The sequence below is a fragment of the Paenibacillus lignilyticus genome (assembly GCF_017942085.1).
GTDB lineage: Bacteria > Bacillota > Bacilli > Paenibacillales > Paenibacillaceae > Paenibacillus_Z > Paenibacillus_Z lignilyticus.
Genome location: NZ_JAGKSP010000001.1, coordinates 305,419 through 324,678, shown reverse-complemented (window position 1 = coordinate 324,678; position 19,260 = coordinate 305,419). Strand labels below are relative to the sequence as shown.

General features: G+C 48.9%; 18 protein-coding genes. 15 read left to right on the top strand and 3 right to left on the bottom strand.

Features of this window, described 5'->3' with window-relative positions; all coding sequences use genetic code 11:
- Window positions 1–120: 120 nt before the first annotated feature.
- On the top strand, window positions 121–1,470 hold the full coding sequence (locus tag I8J30_RS01445) for a hemolysin family protein (protein WP_210654757.1): 1,350 nt from the start codon (window positions 121–123) through the stop codon (window positions 1,468–1,470).
- Between the two features lie 72 nt (window positions 1,471–1,542).
- On the opposite strand, the gene I8J30_RS01440 is transcribed toward I8J30_RS01445, so the two are convergent.
- The 3 genes from I8J30_RS01440 to mnmA all read right to left on the bottom strand — a co-directional run bounded on the left by I8J30_RS01440 (window position 1,543) and on the right by mnmA (window position 5,060).
- Window positions 1,543–2,802, bottom strand: coding sequence for an MFS transporter (locus I8J30_RS01440; RefSeq protein ID WP_210654755.1), 1,260 nt, complete (start codon window positions 2,800–2,802; stop codon window positions 1,543–1,545).
- 60 nt (window positions 2,803–2,862) lie between these two features.
- Window positions 2,863–3,786 carry a LacI family DNA-binding transcriptional regulator gene (locus I8J30_RS01435; RefSeq protein ID WP_210654753.1) on the bottom strand — a complete coding sequence of 308 codons (924 nt, stop codon included), beginning with the start codon at window positions 3,784–3,786 and terminating at the stop codon, window positions 2,863–2,865.
- A 176-nt stretch (window positions 3,787–3,962) separates the two neighbouring features.
- Window positions 3,963–5,060 carry a tRNA 2-thiouridine(34) synthase MnmA gene (gene mnmA / locus I8J30_RS01430; protein ID WP_210654750.1) on the bottom strand — a complete coding sequence of 366 codons (1,098 nt, stop codon included), beginning with the start codon at window positions 5,058–5,060 and terminating at the stop codon, window positions 3,963–3,965.
- 244 nt (window positions 5,061–5,304) lie between these two features.
- On the opposite strand from mnmA, the gene cymR reads away from it, so the two are divergent.
- The 14 genes from cymR to I8J30_RS01360 all read left to right on the top strand — a co-directional run bounded on the left by cymR (window position 5,305) and on the right by I8J30_RS01360 (window position 19,149).
- Window positions 5,305–5,724: a cysteine metabolism transcriptional regulator CymR gene (gene cymR / locus I8J30_RS01425; protein ID WP_090983150.1), complete on the top strand. Its 420-nt coding sequence runs from the start codon at window positions 5,305–5,307 to the stop codon at window positions 5,722–5,724.
- 13 nt (window positions 5,725–5,737) lie between these two features.
- Window positions 5,738–6,892 carry a cysteine desulfurase family protein gene (locus I8J30_RS01420; RefSeq protein WP_210654749.1) on the top strand — a complete coding sequence of 385 codons (1,155 nt, stop codon included), beginning with the start codon at window positions 5,738–5,740 and terminating at the stop codon, window positions 6,890–6,892.
- A gap of 15 nt (window positions 6,893–6,907) precedes the next feature.
- Window positions 6,908–7,456 carry a PRC-barrel domain-containing protein gene (locus tag I8J30_RS01415; protein ID WP_210654747.1) on the top strand — a complete coding sequence of 183 codons (549 nt, stop codon included), beginning with the start codon at window positions 6,908–6,910 and terminating at the stop codon, window positions 7,454–7,456.
- Window positions 7,453–7,650 (top strand): hypothetical protein, encoded by a 198-nt coding sequence (locus I8J30_RS01410; RefSeq protein ID WP_090983156.1) that lies wholly within the window; start codon window positions 7,453–7,455, stop codon window positions 7,648–7,650. Before I8J30_RS01415 ends, I8J30_RS01410 begins: the two co-directional genes overlap by 4 nt.
- A 143-nt stretch (window positions 7,651–7,793) precedes the next feature.
- Complete coding sequence (locus tag I8J30_RS01405) at window positions 7,794–8,864, top strand: AI-2E family transporter (protein WP_091214925.1); 1,071 nt, start codon at window positions 7,794–7,796, stop codon at window positions 8,862–8,864.
- 356 nt (window positions 8,865–9,220) lie between these two features.
- On the top strand, window positions 9,221–11,857 hold the full coding sequence (alaS, locus tag I8J30_RS01400; protein ID WP_210656004.1) for an alanine--tRNA ligase: 2,637 nt from the start codon (window positions 9,221–9,223) through the stop codon (window positions 11,855–11,857).
- Window positions 11,858–11,906: 49 nt separating this feature from the next.
- On the top strand, window positions 11,907–12,170 hold the full coding sequence (locus I8J30_RS01395; protein ID WP_090983162.1) for an IreB family regulatory phosphoprotein: 264 nt from the start codon (window positions 11,907–11,909) through the stop codon (window positions 12,168–12,170).
- A gap of 31 nt (window positions 12,171–12,201) precedes the next feature.
- Entirely contained in the window at window positions 12,202–12,618 is a 417-nt protein-coding gene (ruvX, locus tag I8J30_RS01390; protein ID WP_090983164.1) for a Holliday junction resolvase RuvX, read from the top strand.
- A gap of 8 nt (window positions 12,619–12,626) precedes the next feature.
- Window positions 12,627–12,938, top strand: a complete 312-nt coding sequence (locus I8J30_RS01385) for a DUF1292 domain-containing protein (RefSeq protein WP_090983166.1) — start codon at window positions 12,627–12,629, stop codon at window positions 12,936–12,938.
- Between the two features lie 28 nt (window positions 12,939–12,966).
- Complete coding sequence (locus tag I8J30_RS32760) at window positions 12,967–13,266, top strand: DUF1292 domain-containing protein (RefSeq protein ID WP_210654745.1); 300 nt, start codon at window positions 12,967–12,969, stop codon at window positions 13,264–13,266.
- A gap of 116 nt (window positions 13,267–13,382) precedes the next feature.
- On the top strand, window positions 13,383–14,513 hold the full coding sequence (gene mltG, locus I8J30_RS01375; RefSeq protein ID WP_240547728.1) for an endolytic transglycosylase MltG: 1,131 nt from the start codon (window positions 13,383–13,385) through the stop codon (window positions 14,511–14,513).
- Window positions 14,514–14,524: 11 nt separating this feature from the next.
- On the top strand, window positions 14,525–15,469 hold the full coding sequence (locus I8J30_RS01370; protein WP_210654743.1) for a peptidase U32 family protein: 945 nt from the start codon (window positions 14,525–14,527) through the stop codon (window positions 15,467–15,469).
- Window positions 15,470–15,502: 33 nt separating this feature from the next.
- Window positions 15,503–16,753 (top strand): peptidase U32 family protein, encoded by a 1,251-nt coding sequence (locus I8J30_RS01365; RefSeq protein WP_210654741.1) that lies wholly within the window; start codon window positions 15,503–15,505, stop codon window positions 16,751–16,753.
- A gap of 251 nt (window positions 16,754–17,004) precedes the next feature.
- Window positions 17,005–19,149, top strand: a complete 2,145-nt coding sequence (locus I8J30_RS01360) for a methyl-accepting chemotaxis protein (protein WP_338044760.1) — start codon at window positions 17,005–17,007, stop codon at window positions 19,147–19,149.
- Window positions 19,150–19,260: the final 111 nt, after the last annotated feature.

Sequence of the window (19,260 nt, the reverse complement as noted above, 5' to 3'; positions counted from 1 at the left end):
TGACGGCATTTGACGTAAACTTGCTTCATCGACTACTCTAGTATTATAACGTTTCTTTATAATTTTAAGTCCCAGAAGGAGGTGCACCTGTTCGTCGCAATCGCGGCAAACAGGGAATCGTTGAGTAGTGACCCGTTACCCATATTTTTAAACTTACTTTTAATCGTTTTTCTCGTTTTTCTGAATGGTTTTTTCGTAGCTGCGGAATTCGCCATGGTAAAAGTAAGAAGCAGCCGGATTGATTCACTGGCGCTGGACGGCAATCGCCGTGCTCATTTTGCATCCAGGCTAACTAGCAATTTGGATGCGTATCTGTCGGCCTGTCAGCTTGGAATTACGCTGGCATCACTTGGTCTTGGTTGGGTTGGTGAACCTGCCATTGCAGCGATGCTTGAGCCTGTGCTTGAGAAGTTCCATTTTAGCCCAGTCGCCATTCATACGATTGCCTTTATTATCGCGTTTACGATCATTACGGTGCTTCACATTGTACTTGGAGAATTGGCTCCCAAGACGTTTGCGATTCGCAAAGCTGAAACGGTAACGATGTGGACGGCTATGCCGCTCATAGGTTTTCACAAAATCATGTATCCGTTTATCTATCTGCTCAATGGTACAGCCAACTGGTTGCTTATGCGCGTTGGTATCGAGCCTGCGGCAGAACATGAATCCGCCCATACCGAAGAAGAAATTCGCATCCTAATGAAAGAAAGCCATAAATCCGGACTAATTGATAATACGGAGCTAACGCTTGTCGATAATATATTTGATTTTGCCGAAACCCATGCGCGGGAGATTATGATTCCACGTACCGAGATGACATGCTTGTATGCCAATCTGACGTTCGACGAGAACCAGGCTATTGCGCTTAAAGAAATGCATACTCGATATCCGGTTTGCGACGGCGACAAGGACAATATCATCGGTTTTGTCCACATTAAAGATTTACTTAAAGTCACGCATCAGGGCTTGCTTGATATTCGAACGATTACGCGACCAATGACAACGGTGCCTGATTCTATGCAAATCAGCAACTTGCTTAAGCTGATGCAGAAGAAGAAGACTCAAATCGCCATCCTTATCGATGAGTATGGCGGCACGTCCGGTCTGGTAACGCTCGAAGACATCATGGAAGAAATCGTCGGTGAAATTCAGGATGAATTTGATGAAGAACGCCCCGATATCGAGCCAAGAGATGACCAATCCCATTCCATCAACGGCATGATGTTGATTGAAGAGGTGAACAGCTACTTCGGATTGGAAATCGAAAGCGACGATTACGATACGATCGGCGGCTGGTTCTATGCACAAATCGAGAATCCTCCGTCTAAAGGCCAACGTGTCGTGCATCCGGACGGCTTCGAGTTTGTAATCGAAGAGACAGACCACTTGCGGATATCCAGAATCATCATCCGCAAGCAAGGAAGTCAAATCGAAGAAGAGAGTATCGAATTGCAAGCCGAAACCGGCTAACTGCCATCATACCTATAACAGGCTGCCCCAAAAGTGCAAGATGACTTTTGGGGCAGCTTTTTTTTGGTCGGATCAATGATAATTTCTTATTACAGACAGCCGCCAATTCGCGGCCAAGCCGAACAGAAGCATTAAACCGCCGACGATCAGCATGATCAATCCTGAACCATACAGATCTGCGTAATAGGAAGACAGAACAAGTCCTAACGAAGGCGCAACACCTGTAAGCGAGCCTAAAGCGCCAAACATGCGGCCCTGCAGCTCTTCAGCCACTTCAACGCGCAGAATGATGTTAATAAGAAGCGTGCAGAATGAAAACATAAATCCGATGAGCACGATTAGAGGAAACGCAGCCGCAGCTGATTCTGTTCTTGCGAGCAGCATATAGAGCGGACCAAGCAGCATGAGATTGATCATAATCCATTTCCCCCGATGCCGCATACGGCTCCCAAGCATCACAATAAGGCCGGATCCGGCCATATAGCCGATGGGGATACAGGCCTCTATAAGGCCGAATTCAAAAGGGGAAGCATGCCAGATCTTGACGGCCATCACTTGAGTCAGCATGAAAGCAGTCATGAAGAACAGAAGCAAGCTCGGTATAAGGATCATAACGGACTTCGCGAATGGATTGCTCCGTACGCTGCGGAGGCCATCCATAAAGGCTGCTCGGAATGAGGAGCCAGATGTGTTCGGCATTGTTTGATCTGAAACGGATATACGGGTCAGGGATCCGGCGCTCCATACAAGCAGGAAGGATGCCAAGTACATTACAGCATCAATGGCGATGGCCCAAGCACCGCCGAAAGCGGCTACGAATATGCCACCGACCGCAAAGCCGATTGTGCGAGCAATGTTATCTGAAATGTTCATCAAGCCTACGGCGCGCTGAACGTGCGCTTTTCCGACGATAGGCGTGATTGAGGCTTGCAAGGCCGGGGATTGAAACAAACCCAATACGGTGACAAATGCAGATAAGACGGCAATGATTGCAAAAGGTGTATGCGGCATCGCGACGCAGAACGCGATGAGCAGCACGACGGCAAAGCGCAGCAGATCAGCGACCATAATAACGGTCCGCCTGTTCATACGATCAGTTACGGTTCCGGCAACGGTTCCGAGCAAAGCGCCGAGTACGAGATTGGTCACCATCATGACGGTCATCAGCTTCGCGCTCCCGGTAACGCTGAGAACCCATAAATTAATGGCTATGCTGTGGAAGGAATTGCCGAATATCGATAACGTGTATGCGGTAAATAGATGGATGAACGGAATGTTGCGAGATAAAGTCGGCTGTTGGGATGCCATTGAAATTGCTGCAGGGATGGACATTAGTTAGGGATACCTCCTGTTGAATAACAGCTTAAACGTTTAAGCCACTATCAAAAAAATCTATTGTACAGCTACTCTAAACACAGTTTGTTCGTCGAGTATGGACTGTTCGTCCCTAGCCAGCAACTTGGTCATTACTGAATAAGCAAGTGCTGCTTTGCTGGCGAAGGTGATGGGAATGATGTCGTTTCTTAGCATTTCGGGACAGCCGCATGAGCAAATTACGGCAAGCTTCTCCATAATCTCCTTGTTTCGGATATGGTTCGCGGTAAATTCATTCATGACGATTGCTTGTCGATAGGGTGCAACGGCATATAGCAAGGCATCCAGTTCATCCATGTTTCCATAAGGATAAGTGGGAATCCGGAGGGCAGTCGCACACTCCTCAATGTATGTCATGTAACCGGCATTATTGCTCTTCTCGATAAACAAGCAGTGCGGAGCATCGAGTGCTTCAACGGCCTTACTCAGTGCAGCCTCGTAGTCGTAAATAACTTGTTTGAACAGGTTATCCGAAATGAGACTGTCAATTAGAATTAAAGGGACGCCTATTCCGAAATTACCGGATACCGTGTAGAAAATATCGTCCATGACATCGAGCAGAAACACGACGTCGAGCTTCCGTTCCGTAATAACGTTCAAGGAGGCAGGATCTGTCCCGTCAAAAGTGAACATGATCAAATGATAGCCTGCGGCGGTGAGGAGACGCTCCAACTCGCTTATGAATGCCAATTGCTCAAACGTTGCTCTCGAAGAGGGCATGCCGGTTTTGTTAATGAGTATCCCTGCCAGGCCCGTTTTGTTCTTGATCAGCGAACGGGCAGCCAAATTGGGCACATACCCGATTTCCTTTGCGATTTGCAGCACTTTCACCCGCGTGGATTCCGGTATGGATTGGTTGCTGGCATTATTAATGATGTAACTGACGGTTGCGACAGAGACGCCGGCTTGTTCCGCAATATCTTTCATCGTTGCTTTACGCATAAGTCTTAATCATCTCGCTTTCAATTGAACTGACGACGCAGTCCCTGATATCAAGTAGTAGGATAACATATTTCGCAATTAACTTAAACGATTAAGTGAAATATTTGACGCAGCAATGCAAAATAAAAGCATCTCCGATCGTAGGATCGGAGATGCTTCCTCGTTTACATTCAAGCTTACTTATTCACGATATCGATGGTTCCGCCGCCCAGACAGACTTCGCCGTCGTAGAAGACTGCAGCTTGTCCCGGTGTGATGGCTTTCTGCGGTTTCTCGAATACAACATCGCCTGTTGTGCCATCTTCGCGCAGCGTCAATGTGACGGTTTGGTCGGCTTGTCTGTACCGGAATTTCGCCGTCACCGTAATTGGAACTTCCGGTTTAACCGGGGAAATCCAGTTGATTCCGGTTGCAGTCAGGCTAGTGGAATACAAACTTGCATGCTGATCGCCTTGCACGACGTACAGAATGTTTTCTTTCAAATCCTTGTCAGCTACGAACCAAGGCTCGCCATTGCCGGACCCGCCGATGCCAAGTCCTTGCCGCTGACCAAGCGTGTAATACATAAGGCCGTCATGACGGCCTTTCGTTTCGCCCGATTCAATGTCAATCATCGGACCGGGCTGAGCAGGCAGGTAGCCGCTGAGGAACTCTTTGAAATTGCGTTCGCCGATAAAGCAGACGCCTGTGCTGTCTTTCTTCTTTGCCGTATGAAGACCGAATTCTTCGGCGATCCTTCTGACTTCCGGCTTCGGAAGATGGCCGATTGGAAACATCGCTTTGGCCAGCTGATCCTGACGAAGGGCGTGCAGGAAGTAAGTTTGGTCTTTGTTGGAGTCTACGCCTCGCAGCAGCTTAGCTTCTCCATCAGCTGTACGTTCCAAGCGAGCGTAGTGGCCGGTTGCCAAATAATCGGCGCCAAGCTCCATCGCTTTCTGCAGGAAGTCGCCGAATTTGATTTCGCGATTGCACATGACATCCGGATTTGGCGTGCGGCCGTTACGATATTCATCGAGGAAATAGGCAAACACCTTATCGAAATAGGCTTTCTCGAAATTTACCGTATAATAAGGAATGCCGATTTGATCGCAGACGCGGCGAACATCTTCCGCGTCCTCTTCAGCCGTGCAATGGCCGAACTCGTCGGTATCATCCCAGTTTTTCATAAATATGCCGATGACATCATAACCCTGCTGTTTAAGCAGCAATGCGGTAACGGACGAATCCACACCGCCGGACATGCCGACAACGACTCGAATAGAAGAATTGCTCATCTCAAATGCCACCACCTTGATAGTTCAAAGCCGCTGCGGAGGTCAATTCCACCGTGCGACCGATTCAATTTATCTATTGTAGCATAGATTGCGAATGATTTTCATGAAAGTGTCATCGTTTTTTCAACAAATTCTGTTTCCGGTATGTTAACATAGATATGATATGGGAATACCATGAATTGTAATCCATGATTGCTCCAGCCTTTAAATAAGATACAGTTTAGCCCGGGAAGAGGTGTCGTAGTTGAAAATTTCAACCAAAGGCCGGTACGGTCTAACCATCATGATGGAGCTTGCAGGTAAGTTCGGAGAAGGTCCAACATCACTGAAGAGCATCGCAGAGCGGAATCATCTATCAGAGCATTATCTCGAGCAGCTTATTGCGCCATTGCGTAATGCGGGGCTAGTTAAGAGTATCCGCGGCGCTTACGGCGGTTATATTCTATCGAAGGAACCGCAGGAAATTACGTCAGGCGACGTCATTCGTATTCTGGAAGGACCTATTTCGCCTGTCGATTTTACGGAAGAGGATGACCCGGCGAAGCGGAATCTCTGGCTCAGAATCCGTGACAGCATTGCAGAAGTGCTTGATTCGACAACGCTCGCGGATCTCGTAACCTATAAAGAAGAGGAGCCTCAGGACTCCTACATGTTCTATATTTAAGGATGATTGTATAATGGAACGCATTTACTATGATCATGCAGCAACTTCGCCCATGCACCCCGAAGCGGCGAAAGCCATGCTTGAAGTATTGACCGGCAATTACGGCAATGCTTCAAGTACGCATAGCTTTGGCCGTGCGGCTAGACAGCTTGTGAATCGTTCGCGCGATGTGATTGCGCAAGGAATCGGCTGTACGGCCGCTGAGCTGGTTTTTACCGGCGGTGGAACGGAAAGTGACAATACAGCGCTCATCGGCGCTGCCAGAGCTGCCCGCAAACAAGGCAAGTCCCATATCATTACGTCCTCAACCGAACATCAGGCAGTGCTCCAATCTTGCAAAGCGTTGCAGCGCGAAGGATTTCGCGTGACGCTTCTGCCGGTAGACGAGCAGGGCCTTGTGAAGGTTTCGGATGTAGAACAAGCTATTGAAGCTGATACAGCGCTTATTAGCGTCATGTATGTAAACAATGAGACCGGAACGATTCAACCGATTGCTGAGATCGGTGAACTCGCCCGGTCTCGTGGCGTGCTTGTACATGTTGATGCGGTACAAGCGTTAGGCACTATTCCGATCGATTTGCGTCAGCTTCCCGTCGACCTCATGAGCTTCTCTGCTCACAAGATTAACGGGCCTCAAGGTATCGGCGCTTTGTATATCCGTAAAGGCACGGCTGTGGAACCGTTGCTTAGCGGCGGTTCACAAGAGCGCAAACGGCGTGCAGGGACCGAGAACATCGCCGGCATCGTCGGATTCGGCAAAGCGTTTGAACTTTCTGTGAATTCGATGGAAGAACGGAAACTTTTCTTGGACAAGCTTCGTTATACATGGATAGAACGGTTGCGTGAGATCGCAGGGGCAGACCGACTTATCGTCAACGGCCATGCCGAACACTATGCTCCTCATATTCTGAATGTGAGCTTTATAGGAGTAAGCACGGAGTCGATGCTGATGAATTTGGATTTAGCCGGAATTGCGGCATCCGGTGGGTCTGCTTGCACGTCGGGAGCCATCGAACCCTCGTATGTGCTTGTAGCGATGAATGTTTCGGAAGAAAGGCAAGCATCCGCTGTACGTTTCAGCTTTGGTTTGGGAAATACTATGGAGGAACTCGAACGGGCTGCCAAGAAAGTTGAAACTTTTATGGAGCGTGTTCGTACTAATGCCTAGGAGGCTCTGCCATCGATGTTGCGTTTACAGCATTTGATTGGTCTTCCTGTCATCGAAATGAATGCCGGCAAGCTAGTCGGACATGTGAAAGATGCATGGTTTGACGAGCATTGGCAGCTTGGCGGAATCATTTTGGACGCCGGCAGACGTTTTCTGACTGCAATGAAATCAGTGATCTGGAATGAAGTAATGGTTTGCGGTGAGGATGCGGTAATCATCATGAATGAAGCATCCGTCCGGAAGACCAAACAAGCCGAAATTCAGCGCTCTTTTCATACCGGATCGATCCGATTGAAGGATCTGCCCGTCATTACGGTGGATGGAGAACAACTTGGTCGTGTATCTGATGTTTATTTTGACGAGATACAGGGTACACAAATAGTAGGATATGAGCTGACTGACGGATTTATCGCGGATATTATGGAAGGTCGCAAGTGGCTTCCTGCTCCGCGGCAAGCTGATGATGTTATGCTTGGTGAAAATGTAATCATAGTACCGGCCGGAAGTGAGGCTTTTCTCTCGCCGGTCGCAGTTTCTGAGTCGGATATAGGGAGAAATGAATGATGAAATGCCCAAATTGTAGTTCCAAGGATATCGGAAAGATCGGATCACACCAGTATTACTGCTGGGGCTGCTTCATTGAATTGACGGTTAACGGTGACAAAATGTCGGTCTATCAAGTTGAAGAAGACGGCACTCTGAGCTCACTGGACGATCTGTTTTTTGAAGACGAAATGCCGCAGGTTCACGCGAACTAAGCGGAGAATAGTCAATGAGGCGACCTTGCCGGGGTCGCCTTTTTTGTGTTTACGGGCGAACCGGAAGAATCCGAAGGATGAATCGAACAACTTGTACATATACTGACAGTAAAGGGTATCGCGAGTCGAGGGGGAGTGAAGCCGTGGAACGGTTTACGAATAACCGTCTTTTTGCATGGCTTGTCTATCTCATATTGGGGCTGACGGCTCTATATCTATTGCTGCTGTTGAAACCGATCATCATCCACATTTACGTTTTTTTGCGCGCGGTGCTGGCTCCGTTTCTCATTGCGATGATTATATCGTATGTACTCAATCCGATAGTCAGCCTTCTGAATGAACGAAAAGTGCCGCGCACAATCGCGGTGCTGCTTATTTATGCCGTTTTCTGTGCGTCGCTTACGGTTGTGCTCGTGAATGCCATTCCGATGTTTATGGACCAGCTTAAGGAATTGAACCGGCATATGCCGGATATCACCATGCAGGCGCGGAGTATGGTGAACGACCTGAACAATTCCTCCTTTCTCCCGGAGAGCATCCGGTCAGGAATCGAGAAGTCGCTGTACAAGCTGGAAAAGCAGGGCTCCGATGCCATATTTGCATTCATCAACAATATTGGGGAAATGATTAACGTGATCTTTATTGCGTTTATTATCCCGTTCCTCGCGTTCTACATCTTGAAGGATTTCGAGGTGTTTGAACGAACATTGCTCACTTATGTGCCGAAATCACATCGTAAGCATGCGGTCAGGCTGCTCAAGGATATCGATCATGCGCTTGGCAGTTATATTCGGGGGCAGTTTCTCGTATGCGTCATTGTCGGTACGCTGGCCTATGTCGGCTACTTGATCATCGGCATTCCGTATCCGCTCCTGCTGGCGAGTGTTGTCGCGGTGACGAACATCATTCCGTATCTGGGACCGTTCTTCGGGGCAGCACCTGCGCTCATTGTGGCTTCTACCGTTTCGATCAAAATGATGCTGCTGGTGGCGGTTGTGAACTCCGTTTGCCAAATCCTCGAGGGCAACATCATCTCGCCGCAAGTGGTCGGAAGAACGCTGCATATGCATCCGCTGTCGATCATTTTTGCCCTGCTGGTCGGAGGCGAGCTAGCAGGCATTGTCGGTATGATATTGGCAGTGCCGATCTTTGCCGCGGTGAAGGTCATTGTGCAGCATATCTTCGCGTATTATGTTAGGCGAAAGACGATTTGACAGACCATGCCAACAGTCGCTATACTTATGACAATTACGCCTGACTATCAATTAAAACGTTGATGAAACCGTAGTAGGTCATAGACCGCCAAGCAGAGAAAGAATTCCTTCGCGATTGCCGATTAGGCTCCGCGTTGGCTGAGAGAATTCTAGGGGTGAAGGATGACTGAAGGCTGGTTTCGGAGTGTGAATGAACTTCACCGGATCAGACCCGTTAACGTCTGTCTAAGGAGATCGTTTGTGCCTGCTCATCGTGAGCGGCTAGGGCGATAACCAGGGTGGTACCGCGAATGATTCGTCCCTGTTTTTTAGGGGCGTTTTTTTGTTTTTATTATAAAATTGGAGGTTGAACCGTGATGAAAGCAAGTGAAATCCGTTCCAAGTGGCTCGCATTTTTTGAGAGCAAAGGGCACAAGATTGAGCCCAGCGCTTCATTAGTTCCTCATAATGACCCTTCCTTGCTATGGATTAATGCAGGGATGGCACCGCTTAAGTCCTATTTTGATGGTCGCGTTATTCCTGACAATCCGCGGATTACGAACTCACAGAAGTGTATTCGTACGAATGATATTGAGAATGTCGGTAAAACACGTCGTCACCAAACGATGTTTGAGATGCTGGGCAACTTCTCGATTGGCGATTACTTCAAGGAAGAAGCGATCACTTGGGCATGGGAGTTTCTGACCAGCAAAGAATGGATCGGCTTCGATCCCGAGCGTCTGTCCGTCACGGTTTATCCTGAGGATGAAGAAGCATTCCGCTTCTGGAATGAGAAAATCGGCCTTCCGGAGAAGCGGATTTATCGTCTGCAGGATAACTTCTGGGATATCGGCGAAGGTCCATGCGGTCCTTGTACCGAGATTTTCTTTGACCGCGGCGAAGCTTTCGGTGATCTGAATGATCCGGAATGCTGGCCCGGCGGAGAAAACGAACGTTTCCTGGAAGTATGGAACCTTGTATTTTCGCAATATAATCATAATAAAGACGGCAGCTACACTCCGCTTCCGAATAAAAACATCGATACAGGCGCAGGTCTGGAGCGGATAACTTCGATTCTGCAAAATGTGGACTCCAACTTCGATACGGATTTGTTCCGTCCGATTATTGACCGCACTTGCGAAATTGCAAGAGTAACGTACCATACGAACGCGGACACGGACATCGCGCTGAAAGTCATTGCCGATCATATCCGTACCGTGGCATTCGCAGTCGGTGATGGCGTAATGCCTTCCAACGAGGGTCGCGGTTATGTCATCCGGCGTTTGCTTCGCCGCGCAGTGCGTTACGGCAAAACACTCGGCGTAGATCGTCCGTTCCTGCATGATCTGGTGAAAGTAGTCGGCGACATTATGGGCGGCCACTATCCGGAGGTTGTGGAGAAACGCGAGTTTATCGAGAAGGTTATCCGTACAGAGGAAGAACGTTTCCACGAAACGCTTTCGGACGGCTTAGCGCTTCTTGGCGAGCTTGTGAAGACGGCAAAGGCCGGCGGAGAAACGCTGATCAGCGGTCCCGATGCGTTCAAGCTTTACGATACGTATGGCTTCCCATTCGATTTGACCGAAGACTATGCAGCTGAACACGGCATGACCGTCGACCGTGACGGCTTCGATGCTTCGATGGACGAGCAGCGTACACGCGCGCGTGCAGCTCGACAGGACACTGGCGGTATGAATGTTCAAGGCGGGCCGCTTGCTGATTTCACCGTGAAATCGGAATTTGTGGGCTATCAGGATCTGACGCTGGAAGGCGCTAAGGTGATTGCGATCGTTAATGGCGATGCTCTTGTGAACGCTGCCGTTGAAGGCAGCCACGTACTTGTTATCTTGGATCGTACAACGTTCTATGCAGAGAGCGGCGGTCAAGTAGGCGATAGCGGTACGATTACTGGCCAAGGCTTCACGCTGACGGTTGAGAATGTCACAAAAGCTCCGCATGGCCAATCGGTTCATCATGCCGTTGTGGCAAGCGGTACCGTATCTGTTGGTGATCAGGTGCAAGCGGCTGTTTCGACGCAAACGCGCGAAGATACGATCAAGAACCATACGGCAACGCATTTGCTGCACCGCGCGCTCAAAGACGTACTCGGCGAGCATGTTAATCAAGCAGGCTCCTTGGTAGAACCGGATCGACTTCGTTTTGACTTCTCGCATTTTGGCAGCATCAGCCAAGAGGAGCTTACTGAAATCGAACGCCGCGTCAATCAACAAATTTGGCTGGGCACAACGCTCCAGATCGACTACAAATCGCTTGCTGAGGCGAAAGAAATGGGTGCTATGGCACTCTTCGGCGAGAAGTACGGCGATGTTGTCCGGGTCGTTCGCGTTGGCGATTACAGCCTTGAGCTATGCGGAGGCTGCCACGTTACCAGCACGGCGCAAATCGGTTTGTTCAAGCTTGTGAGCGAGAGCGGTATCGGTTCAGGTGTGCGTCGTATTGAGGCTGTAACCGGCCGCAATGCGTACCTATACATGGAAAGTCAGCTTGATCTGTTGAAGCAAGCGGCTGCGCAGCTGAAGTCGAACCTGGCCGATGTGCCTAAACGCATCGAAGCGCTGCACGGTCAAGTGAAAGAGCTGGCGCGTGACAACGAATCGCTGCAAAGCAAGCTTAGCCGTATCGAAGCGGGTTCCCTGGAATCGAAAGCGAAGGTAGTAGGCGACGTCACTCTGCTAGCTGCAGAGGTTAATGCTCCGTCGATGGATGCGCTCCGCGGTATCGTGGATGAGCTGAAAACGAAGCTGGGCAAAGCGGTAATCGTGCTTGGTGCAGTTGCAGAGGATAAAGTAAACCTTGTTGCAGCTGTTTCGCCTGAGCTTGTGAAGCAGGGCTTCCATGCCGGTAAAATCATCAAAGAAGCAGCCGCGGCATGCGGCGGCGGCGGCGGCGGGCGCCCTGATATGGCCCAAGCCGGGGGCAAAGATCCATCTAAATTGGGTGAAGCGCTCCAAATTGCCGAAGAACTGGTTCTATCACAGACAAATGTGATATGATAAGAGTATTAAACGGCTGTTAAGCGGCTTGGAAAGTGAGGTGCTGGCGATGAATTCGATGGACAAGACAATGAAATTCGACGTGAAGGCGGAAGGGCTTCAAGCTTCCTCGAGGGAAATTATGCTGTCTGTATACGATGCGTTGCTCGAGAAGGACTATAACCCGATTAACCAGATCGTGGGTTATCTATTGTCCGGAGATCCCGCATACATTCCACGGCATAACAATGCCAGAAGTTTAATTCGCAGGAAAGAGCGAGACGAGCTAATTGAAGAACTAGTCCGTTCCTACTTAAGTCAGCACAGCAAATAATTACCTTCAAGGAAATGAGGCAATCTGTCGTATGCGTCTTATGGGATTGGATTACGGTGATCGCAGAATCGGCGTTGCCGTCAGTGATGCATTCCGCTGGACCGCGCAAGGTTTAGGCGTCGTTGAGAAACGCCGCGATAACAGCGAAGACGAAGTCATTGCCAAGCTTATGGTTGAACATGAAGTATCCGAGATCGTAGTCGGTTTACCGAAGAACATGAATGGCACCATCGGGCCGCGTGGCGAAATTTGCATCGCATTCGCACAACATTTGCAGCAAAAGCTAAATGTACCCGTACACCTTTGGGACGAACGGCTCACGACCGTAGCCGCGGAGCGTACGTTGCTCGAGGCCGACGTTAGCCGTAAGAAGCGAAAGTTAGTGGTGGACAAAATGGCGGCAGCGCTAATTTTGCAAAATTATCTCGATTCTAAAACGAAAAGGTGAGGGTAACGATGACAAAGGACAACATGCAGTTTGAAGAGCCGGAAATCATCTACATTCCGGATGAGGACGGCAACGAAGAAGAATTCGAGGTAGTCATGAAGTTCGAGGTAGACGGCTCCGATCAGAAATATATGATGGTAGTTCCGCTCAACGTGGATTCCGAAGACGAGCAAGACGAAGACTCCGATGAAGTCTACGCTTTCCGTTATGAAGAAGACGGCGATGATTTGAAACTGTATACCATTGAAGACGAAGAAGAGTGGAACATGGTAGAAGAAACCTTTAACACACTTCTTGCTGAAATTGACGATAACGACTAGTTAGCCATAGTCGAAGGGAGCTTAACGCGTGTCTGAAGTAAAACGTATTTCAGTCCTGAAGGACATCTACGGCACGGAAGTGGATCTCATTGGGGAAGAAGGCGCTACGGAACCATTCCAAATTATCGCCGAATTCCAAATGGGAGACAGTTCCTATGCTGGCTTGCAATCGCATGATATGCAGAAAGAAGACGAAATCGCATTCTTCCGCATTACTTTCAAGGAAGGCTCCGATCCGGAGCTGGAATCCATTGAAAGCGATGAAGAGTGGGAGCTTGTTTCTGAAGCGTATGACGATTTGTTGTTCGAAGGCGAAGATCAGCCTTAACATGCACCTCTAGCTTTAAACAGGGCAGCAAGAGCCCGGTTTTACTTATAGGAGTACGGAAGGGCGGCGCCGACCGCCCTTTTTCCGCGCTGATATAGAAATGGAGGATAGGTCGCTTGAGAAGAGCAGAGCATCAGAATTCAGAAGATTTTCCGGAAGAGGGAGCCGTACGGCCTTCCGGACCAAGACGCGGACGCATTACGTTCTGGGTAATTGTGACCATACTCGGCTTAATGCTTATTACCGCGGGAAGTCTTTATCTCTACATCTGGAATGGCTTGCGCCCTGCACCGACAGGCGATGTTGTTCAAGTAGAGCTTAAGAAAGGGACATCTCCATTCGGATTTGCTGAAGTGCTCGAAGATCAAGGGGTTATTCGGAATGCATTTATTTTTAAATATTACTTGCGCTACAAGAACGAAGGACCGCGGTTTCAAGCCGGCGTGTACGAGCTGTCACCGGGCATGGACAAGGATGCCATTATTGCTAAATTAAACGCCGGAGAGACGTTGAAGGAAGAAACGATGCGTTTCACGATTCCGGAAGGGTTTACGGTTGAGCAAATAGCGGAAACACTGGATAAAGCAGGCTATGCGAAGAAAGCGGATTTCATGGCGCTTGCGGATAAGGATCAAGTATGGAGCGACGTGGATGCAGTGAAGAAAATCCCGAAGAATCCTGACCTCCGCCATCGATTGGAAGGGTACTTATTCCCGGACACGTATGAGCTTGTGAAAGCAAGCAAGCCGGAGGAAATCATCAAGCGTCTGCTTCAAGAGCTGGATCATAAGCTGGATACACTTCCTGAGAATTGGGAGGATTCGCTTGCGACCAATAACGTGGATTTTCATGGCATGATGACCATTGCTTCTCTCGTGGAGCGTGAGGTTGTCGTGGATGCAGAACGTCCAATCGTTGCAGGCATTATCTACAATCGACTGAAGAAAGGCATGCCGCTTCAAATCGATGCGACCGTACAGTATTTGCTTGATAAACAGAAGGAACGGCTGCTGATTGACGATTTGCAGGTGGACAGCCCTTACAATACGTACAAAGTGGATGGTCTCCCTCCGGGACCGATCGCATCTCCGAGCTTGAAATCGATCGAAGCTGCGCTTTTCCCGAAAGAGACGGAATACTATTTCTATGTAACGAAGAAAGACGGCAGCCACGAGCATCTGTTTGCGGAAACGCTCAAGGAGCATAACCGCAACATCGAGAAGAGCAATCAAACGGCTGGACAATAGGAGGATTTACAATGGCTACAAAACCGGAGCTGCTCGTTGATGCGGGTTCTCTAGCTGATATGGAGCGGCTCATCGCTGCGGGTGCGAATGCGTTCATTCTTGGTGAATCCCGTTATGGCATGCGCCTGTCGGGTGAATTTGATCTGGCCCTAATGGCAGAAGCAGTAAAGCTTGCCCATTCGCATCAAGTTTCCGTTTATGCAGCAGTCAATAACTTAATGGACAATGAAACCGTCGATGCTTTACCTGGCTACATTCGAGATTTGGCTGAAGCGGGTGTAGACGGCTTAGTATTCGGCGACCCTGCAGTATTGATGGTTGCGCGCGTTGAAGCGCCAAACATGAAGCTGCACTGGAACGCGGAGATGACTTCCACGAACTATGCGACAGCGAATTATTGGGGACGCCGCGGCGCCACGAGGTTCGTTCTGGCGCGAGAGCTGAACATGGATCAAGTGATCGATGTGAAAACCAATACGACGCTTGAAGTACAGGTACAGGTGCACGGTTTAACCAATATTTATCATTCCAAGCGTCCGCTTGTTCAAAATTATTTCCAGCATCAGACGAAAGATGGTGAAACGACCGAGGTTCCGGTTCACGGCAAGCGGGAAGATGGCTTGTATTTAGTGGAAACGGAACGGCCAGATGAACGTTTCCCGATTTATGAGGATGCTGGCGGAACTCATATTATGAGCTCTGATGATCTATGCATGCTCGAGAATTTACATGAGCTAATGGAAGTTAATATCGATAGCTTTCGGATTGAAGGACTGTTAAAATCAATTGAGTACAATGAAACGATCGTTAAAGCGTATCGTGCTGCAATTGATGCCTATTTCGAGGATCCGGAAGGTTATGCCTTCAACGAAGAATGGCTCGATAGCATTGTGAAAGTACAGGATCCGTCCCGTGAGCTATCGTACGGATTTTTCTATAAGGAACAAGTATATTAATCGTCACCTAAGGAAGTTGTGGAGGTGAAGCAGGTGACCACAAAAACATCCCCCCGCTTTACGGGGAAGAGAAATCGTTTAGATAAGCCCGAGCTGCTTGCTCCGGCAGGTAATTTGGAGAAACTGAAGTTTGCCGTCCATTACGGCGCAGATGCCGTTTATATTGGCGGCCAGAAGTACGGCCTTCGTTCCAATGCCGACAATTTCACGTTTGCCGAGATGAAAGAAGGCGTGGAGTTCGCGGAACGTTATGGCGCGAAAGTGTTTGTGGCAACCAATATTTATGCCCATAATGAGGATATTGGCGGTCTGGAAGAGTACTTGCGCGAGCTCGAAGCAGCCGGCATTGCAGCGATTATTGCTGCAGATCCGATCATTATCGAGACCGCGCAGCGGGTAGCGCCTAAGCTCGAGGTTCATTTGAGCACGCAGCAATCGACGCTGAATTGGCAGGCAGTGCAGTTCTGGAAAGACGAGGGGCTGCCGCGTGTCGTGTTAGGCCGCGAGACGAGCCTCGAAGAGATATCGCAAATTAAAGCGCATGTCGATATTGAGATCGAAGCGTTCATTCATGGCGCAATGTGTTCTTCCTTCTCGGGTCGTTGTGTGCTTTCGAACCATTTCACGGACCGAGATTCTAACCGCGGCGGCTGTTGCCAGTCCTGCCGCTGGAAGTATGACATCTATGAAGACGACCTGCAAATGGTTGGTCCCGAAGCGGATAAATTTACGATGGGCTCCAAAGACTTATGTATGATCGAGCATATTCCGGACTTAATCGAGGTTGGCGTTGACAGCTTCAAGATCGAAGGCCGGATGAAGAGTTTGCATTACGTTGCAACAGTCGTGAATGCTTACCGTCAAGCGATTGATTCGTACATGGCTGATCCGGATCATTACGAGTTGAAGCAAGTGTGGCTGGATGACATTCAGAAAGCTGCTAACCGTCCGGTAAATACCGGCTTTTTCTACGATACTCCGGGTCCTGAAGACCATATTTATGGGCCGGAAGACAAAGCCGCTCCTTATGATTTCGCAGGTGTCGTTATTTCTTATGATGAGGCGACCGGACTTGCCGTGGTTCAGCAGAGGAATCATTTCAAGCCGGGGCAAGAAGTGGAATTCTTCGGACCGAACGGCACTTTCTTCAAACAATCCGTTGGTTCCATCACGGACGAAAGCGGCAATGCGCTGGATGCAGCAAGACATCCGCTGCAGCACATCGTGCTGAAGACGGAGCATCCGGTAAAACCGATGGATATGATGCGTAAACGCGTGCGTTAATAAGCATTTGGACCCAAATAATCCTAATCGAGCGATCGATTGGGATTATTTTTTTTTGAGAAAATATTCCCTGTTTCCCTAACAATACGGAGATGTAAAGCCGATATTAAGGATATTGCGTGTATATTGTCGAATTATGGATTTGCGTGACGTAGGCATTTAGCAGCTAGTGTAAGTCATCAGACACATACCCACACGAACGCACCAGCTCCACACACGGAAATTATCCTCAGATTAGGTGGTGTCATGAAGTGAAATTGAAGTTGAATGAGAAGAAAGATAAGATGAAAACGCAATCAGAAGGCGAAGGCAAAGGGGCGAACGTGAAAGCCTTATATTCTTCCTCCATAAATGGGATCAAGAATGTGAAGCTGACGAATCCCATTAAGTCTGTCGGACTTATGTTATTCCTTATTATTTTCAGCGCGATTCTCGTCTGCGTGCTCGTAGTCGGATTATTCTCCTACTCGACCTCGAAGAGCATCATCAAGAAAAAAGTAGCGGATTCGAGCGCGGTGGCCATTTCTCAGTCCAAGGGCAAGCTTGATTTAATGTTTAAGAACTATGAAGCTCTGTCGATGCAGATTCTGCTCGATAAGATCGTTCAAGACAATTTGTTGAAATACGACCAAACTACTGATGACTACGAGCGTTTCGATGTGATGAAGAAACTAAGTGATTCCATTCAATCTTACATACTAGGTAACTCGACTGTTGTCGGAGCGGCGATTATCCCGATTGGCGGTGATGCAGCTTCCGTAACGGTTGGATCCTCCAGTATCAGTACAGAAGACGCGAAAGATACGAAGTGGATGAAGACGATTATTGATGGCGGCGGTAAATTGATGTGGCTTCCGGCTGAAGTGAAAGGCTACAGCGGCAGTGCTTCGGAGGCAACGATCGCGATGGGCCGTGTGATGAAGAACACGGTGACGAATGAAGGCAAGTTTGTTATGATCGTTGAGATCTATTTGAAAGAATTCTCCAAGCAGCTCGAGGATCTCAAGATCGGCGAAGGCAGTGATGTCACGATTGTTGACAGTGAGAATAATTTGGTTTACACCAAAGACCTGGAGCAAATCGGCAAACCATCTCCGATTGCGCTTTCTGAGAAAGAAAAGTCCGGTTCAACTACAGTTGAACTTGCCAGCGGAGAAGTGCTTGCGATGTACAACCAGTTCGCTACGGTGAATTGGAAGTTGGTTGGATCGATTCCGGTAGATGAGCTTGTTAAGGATGCGAAGCAGATCCGCAACGCAACTTATATTATTGCTGGTATCGCAGCGCTGCTTGCAATTGGTATCGGTCTGCTCGTCATCCGTATGGTTGCACTGCCGCTTGTTAGTTTGCGCAACCTGATGAACGAAGGTGAACGCGGTAATTTGACCGTTCGTTCGACGATCAATAAGAAAGACGAAATCGGCCAGTTGGCCCAAAGCTTCAACCAGATGATGACGCAAATCACAGTGCTCGTCGCGCAGACGAATCAGTCCGCGCAGGATGTTCTGGCTACAGCAGGGGAGCTATCGGATGCTTCGAAGAAAACAGCGGTATCCGCTCGCGAAATCGCTGTAGCGACTGAAGAAATCGCAAACGGTGCAACGAGCCTTGCGATGGAAGCCGAGAAAGGCAGTGACCTGACTTCGGAAATCAGCCAGCAGATGCAGCAGGTGATGACGGCGAACCAGGACATGGGACAGGCTGCCAGCGAGGTAGAGAAAGCAAGTCGCCAAGGTACGGCTTACATGAATAGCTTAATTGAGAAAACTGGGATGACGGAAGAAATGACGCGTTCGATGGTGGAGAAAGTCGACCGCCTCAAAGAAAGCACGCGTTCCATTCGTAAGATTCTGGAAGTTCTCAATAATATGACGAAACAAACAAACATTTTGTCTCTGAATGCAACCATTGAAGCAGCTCGTGCAGGTGCGGCAGGCAAAGGCTTCATGGTCGTCGCTGATGAAATTCGCAAATTGGCGGATCAATCCCGTCAGTCCATCGATGTTGTTGGTCAAATTACAGAGACCATCCAGAAGGAAATCGACGAAACCGTACATGTCTTGTCTGATGCATATCCGATCTTCCAGGAGCAAATTCAATCCGTTAAAGAAGCGAACCAAATTTTCTTGACCGTTCAAGGTCAAATGGGCGACTTTGTCGGCAGCTTAAGCTCGGTTACAGATTCCATCAGCATGCTGGAGCGTTCGCAGGTGGTTCTCTCCGAAGCGATGGGTAATGTTAGCGCAGTAGCTGAAGAGTCATCCGCTACTTCCGAGGAAGTGGCATCGCTGAGCAATGAGCAAAACAGTATCAGTGAGGGACTTGTTCGCCTGTCCGATAAACTTGAGACGGTATCATCCGGGCTGAAAGAAACGCTTAGCCGTTTCCGTACCTAAGAAAACGAGGAAGGCTGACATCGATTGTCCGATGTCAGCCTTTTTGCATGGGAATATTAGAAAGAGGCGGGGGAATCAAATCCCCTGCCTCTTTACAATTTTAACTAATTA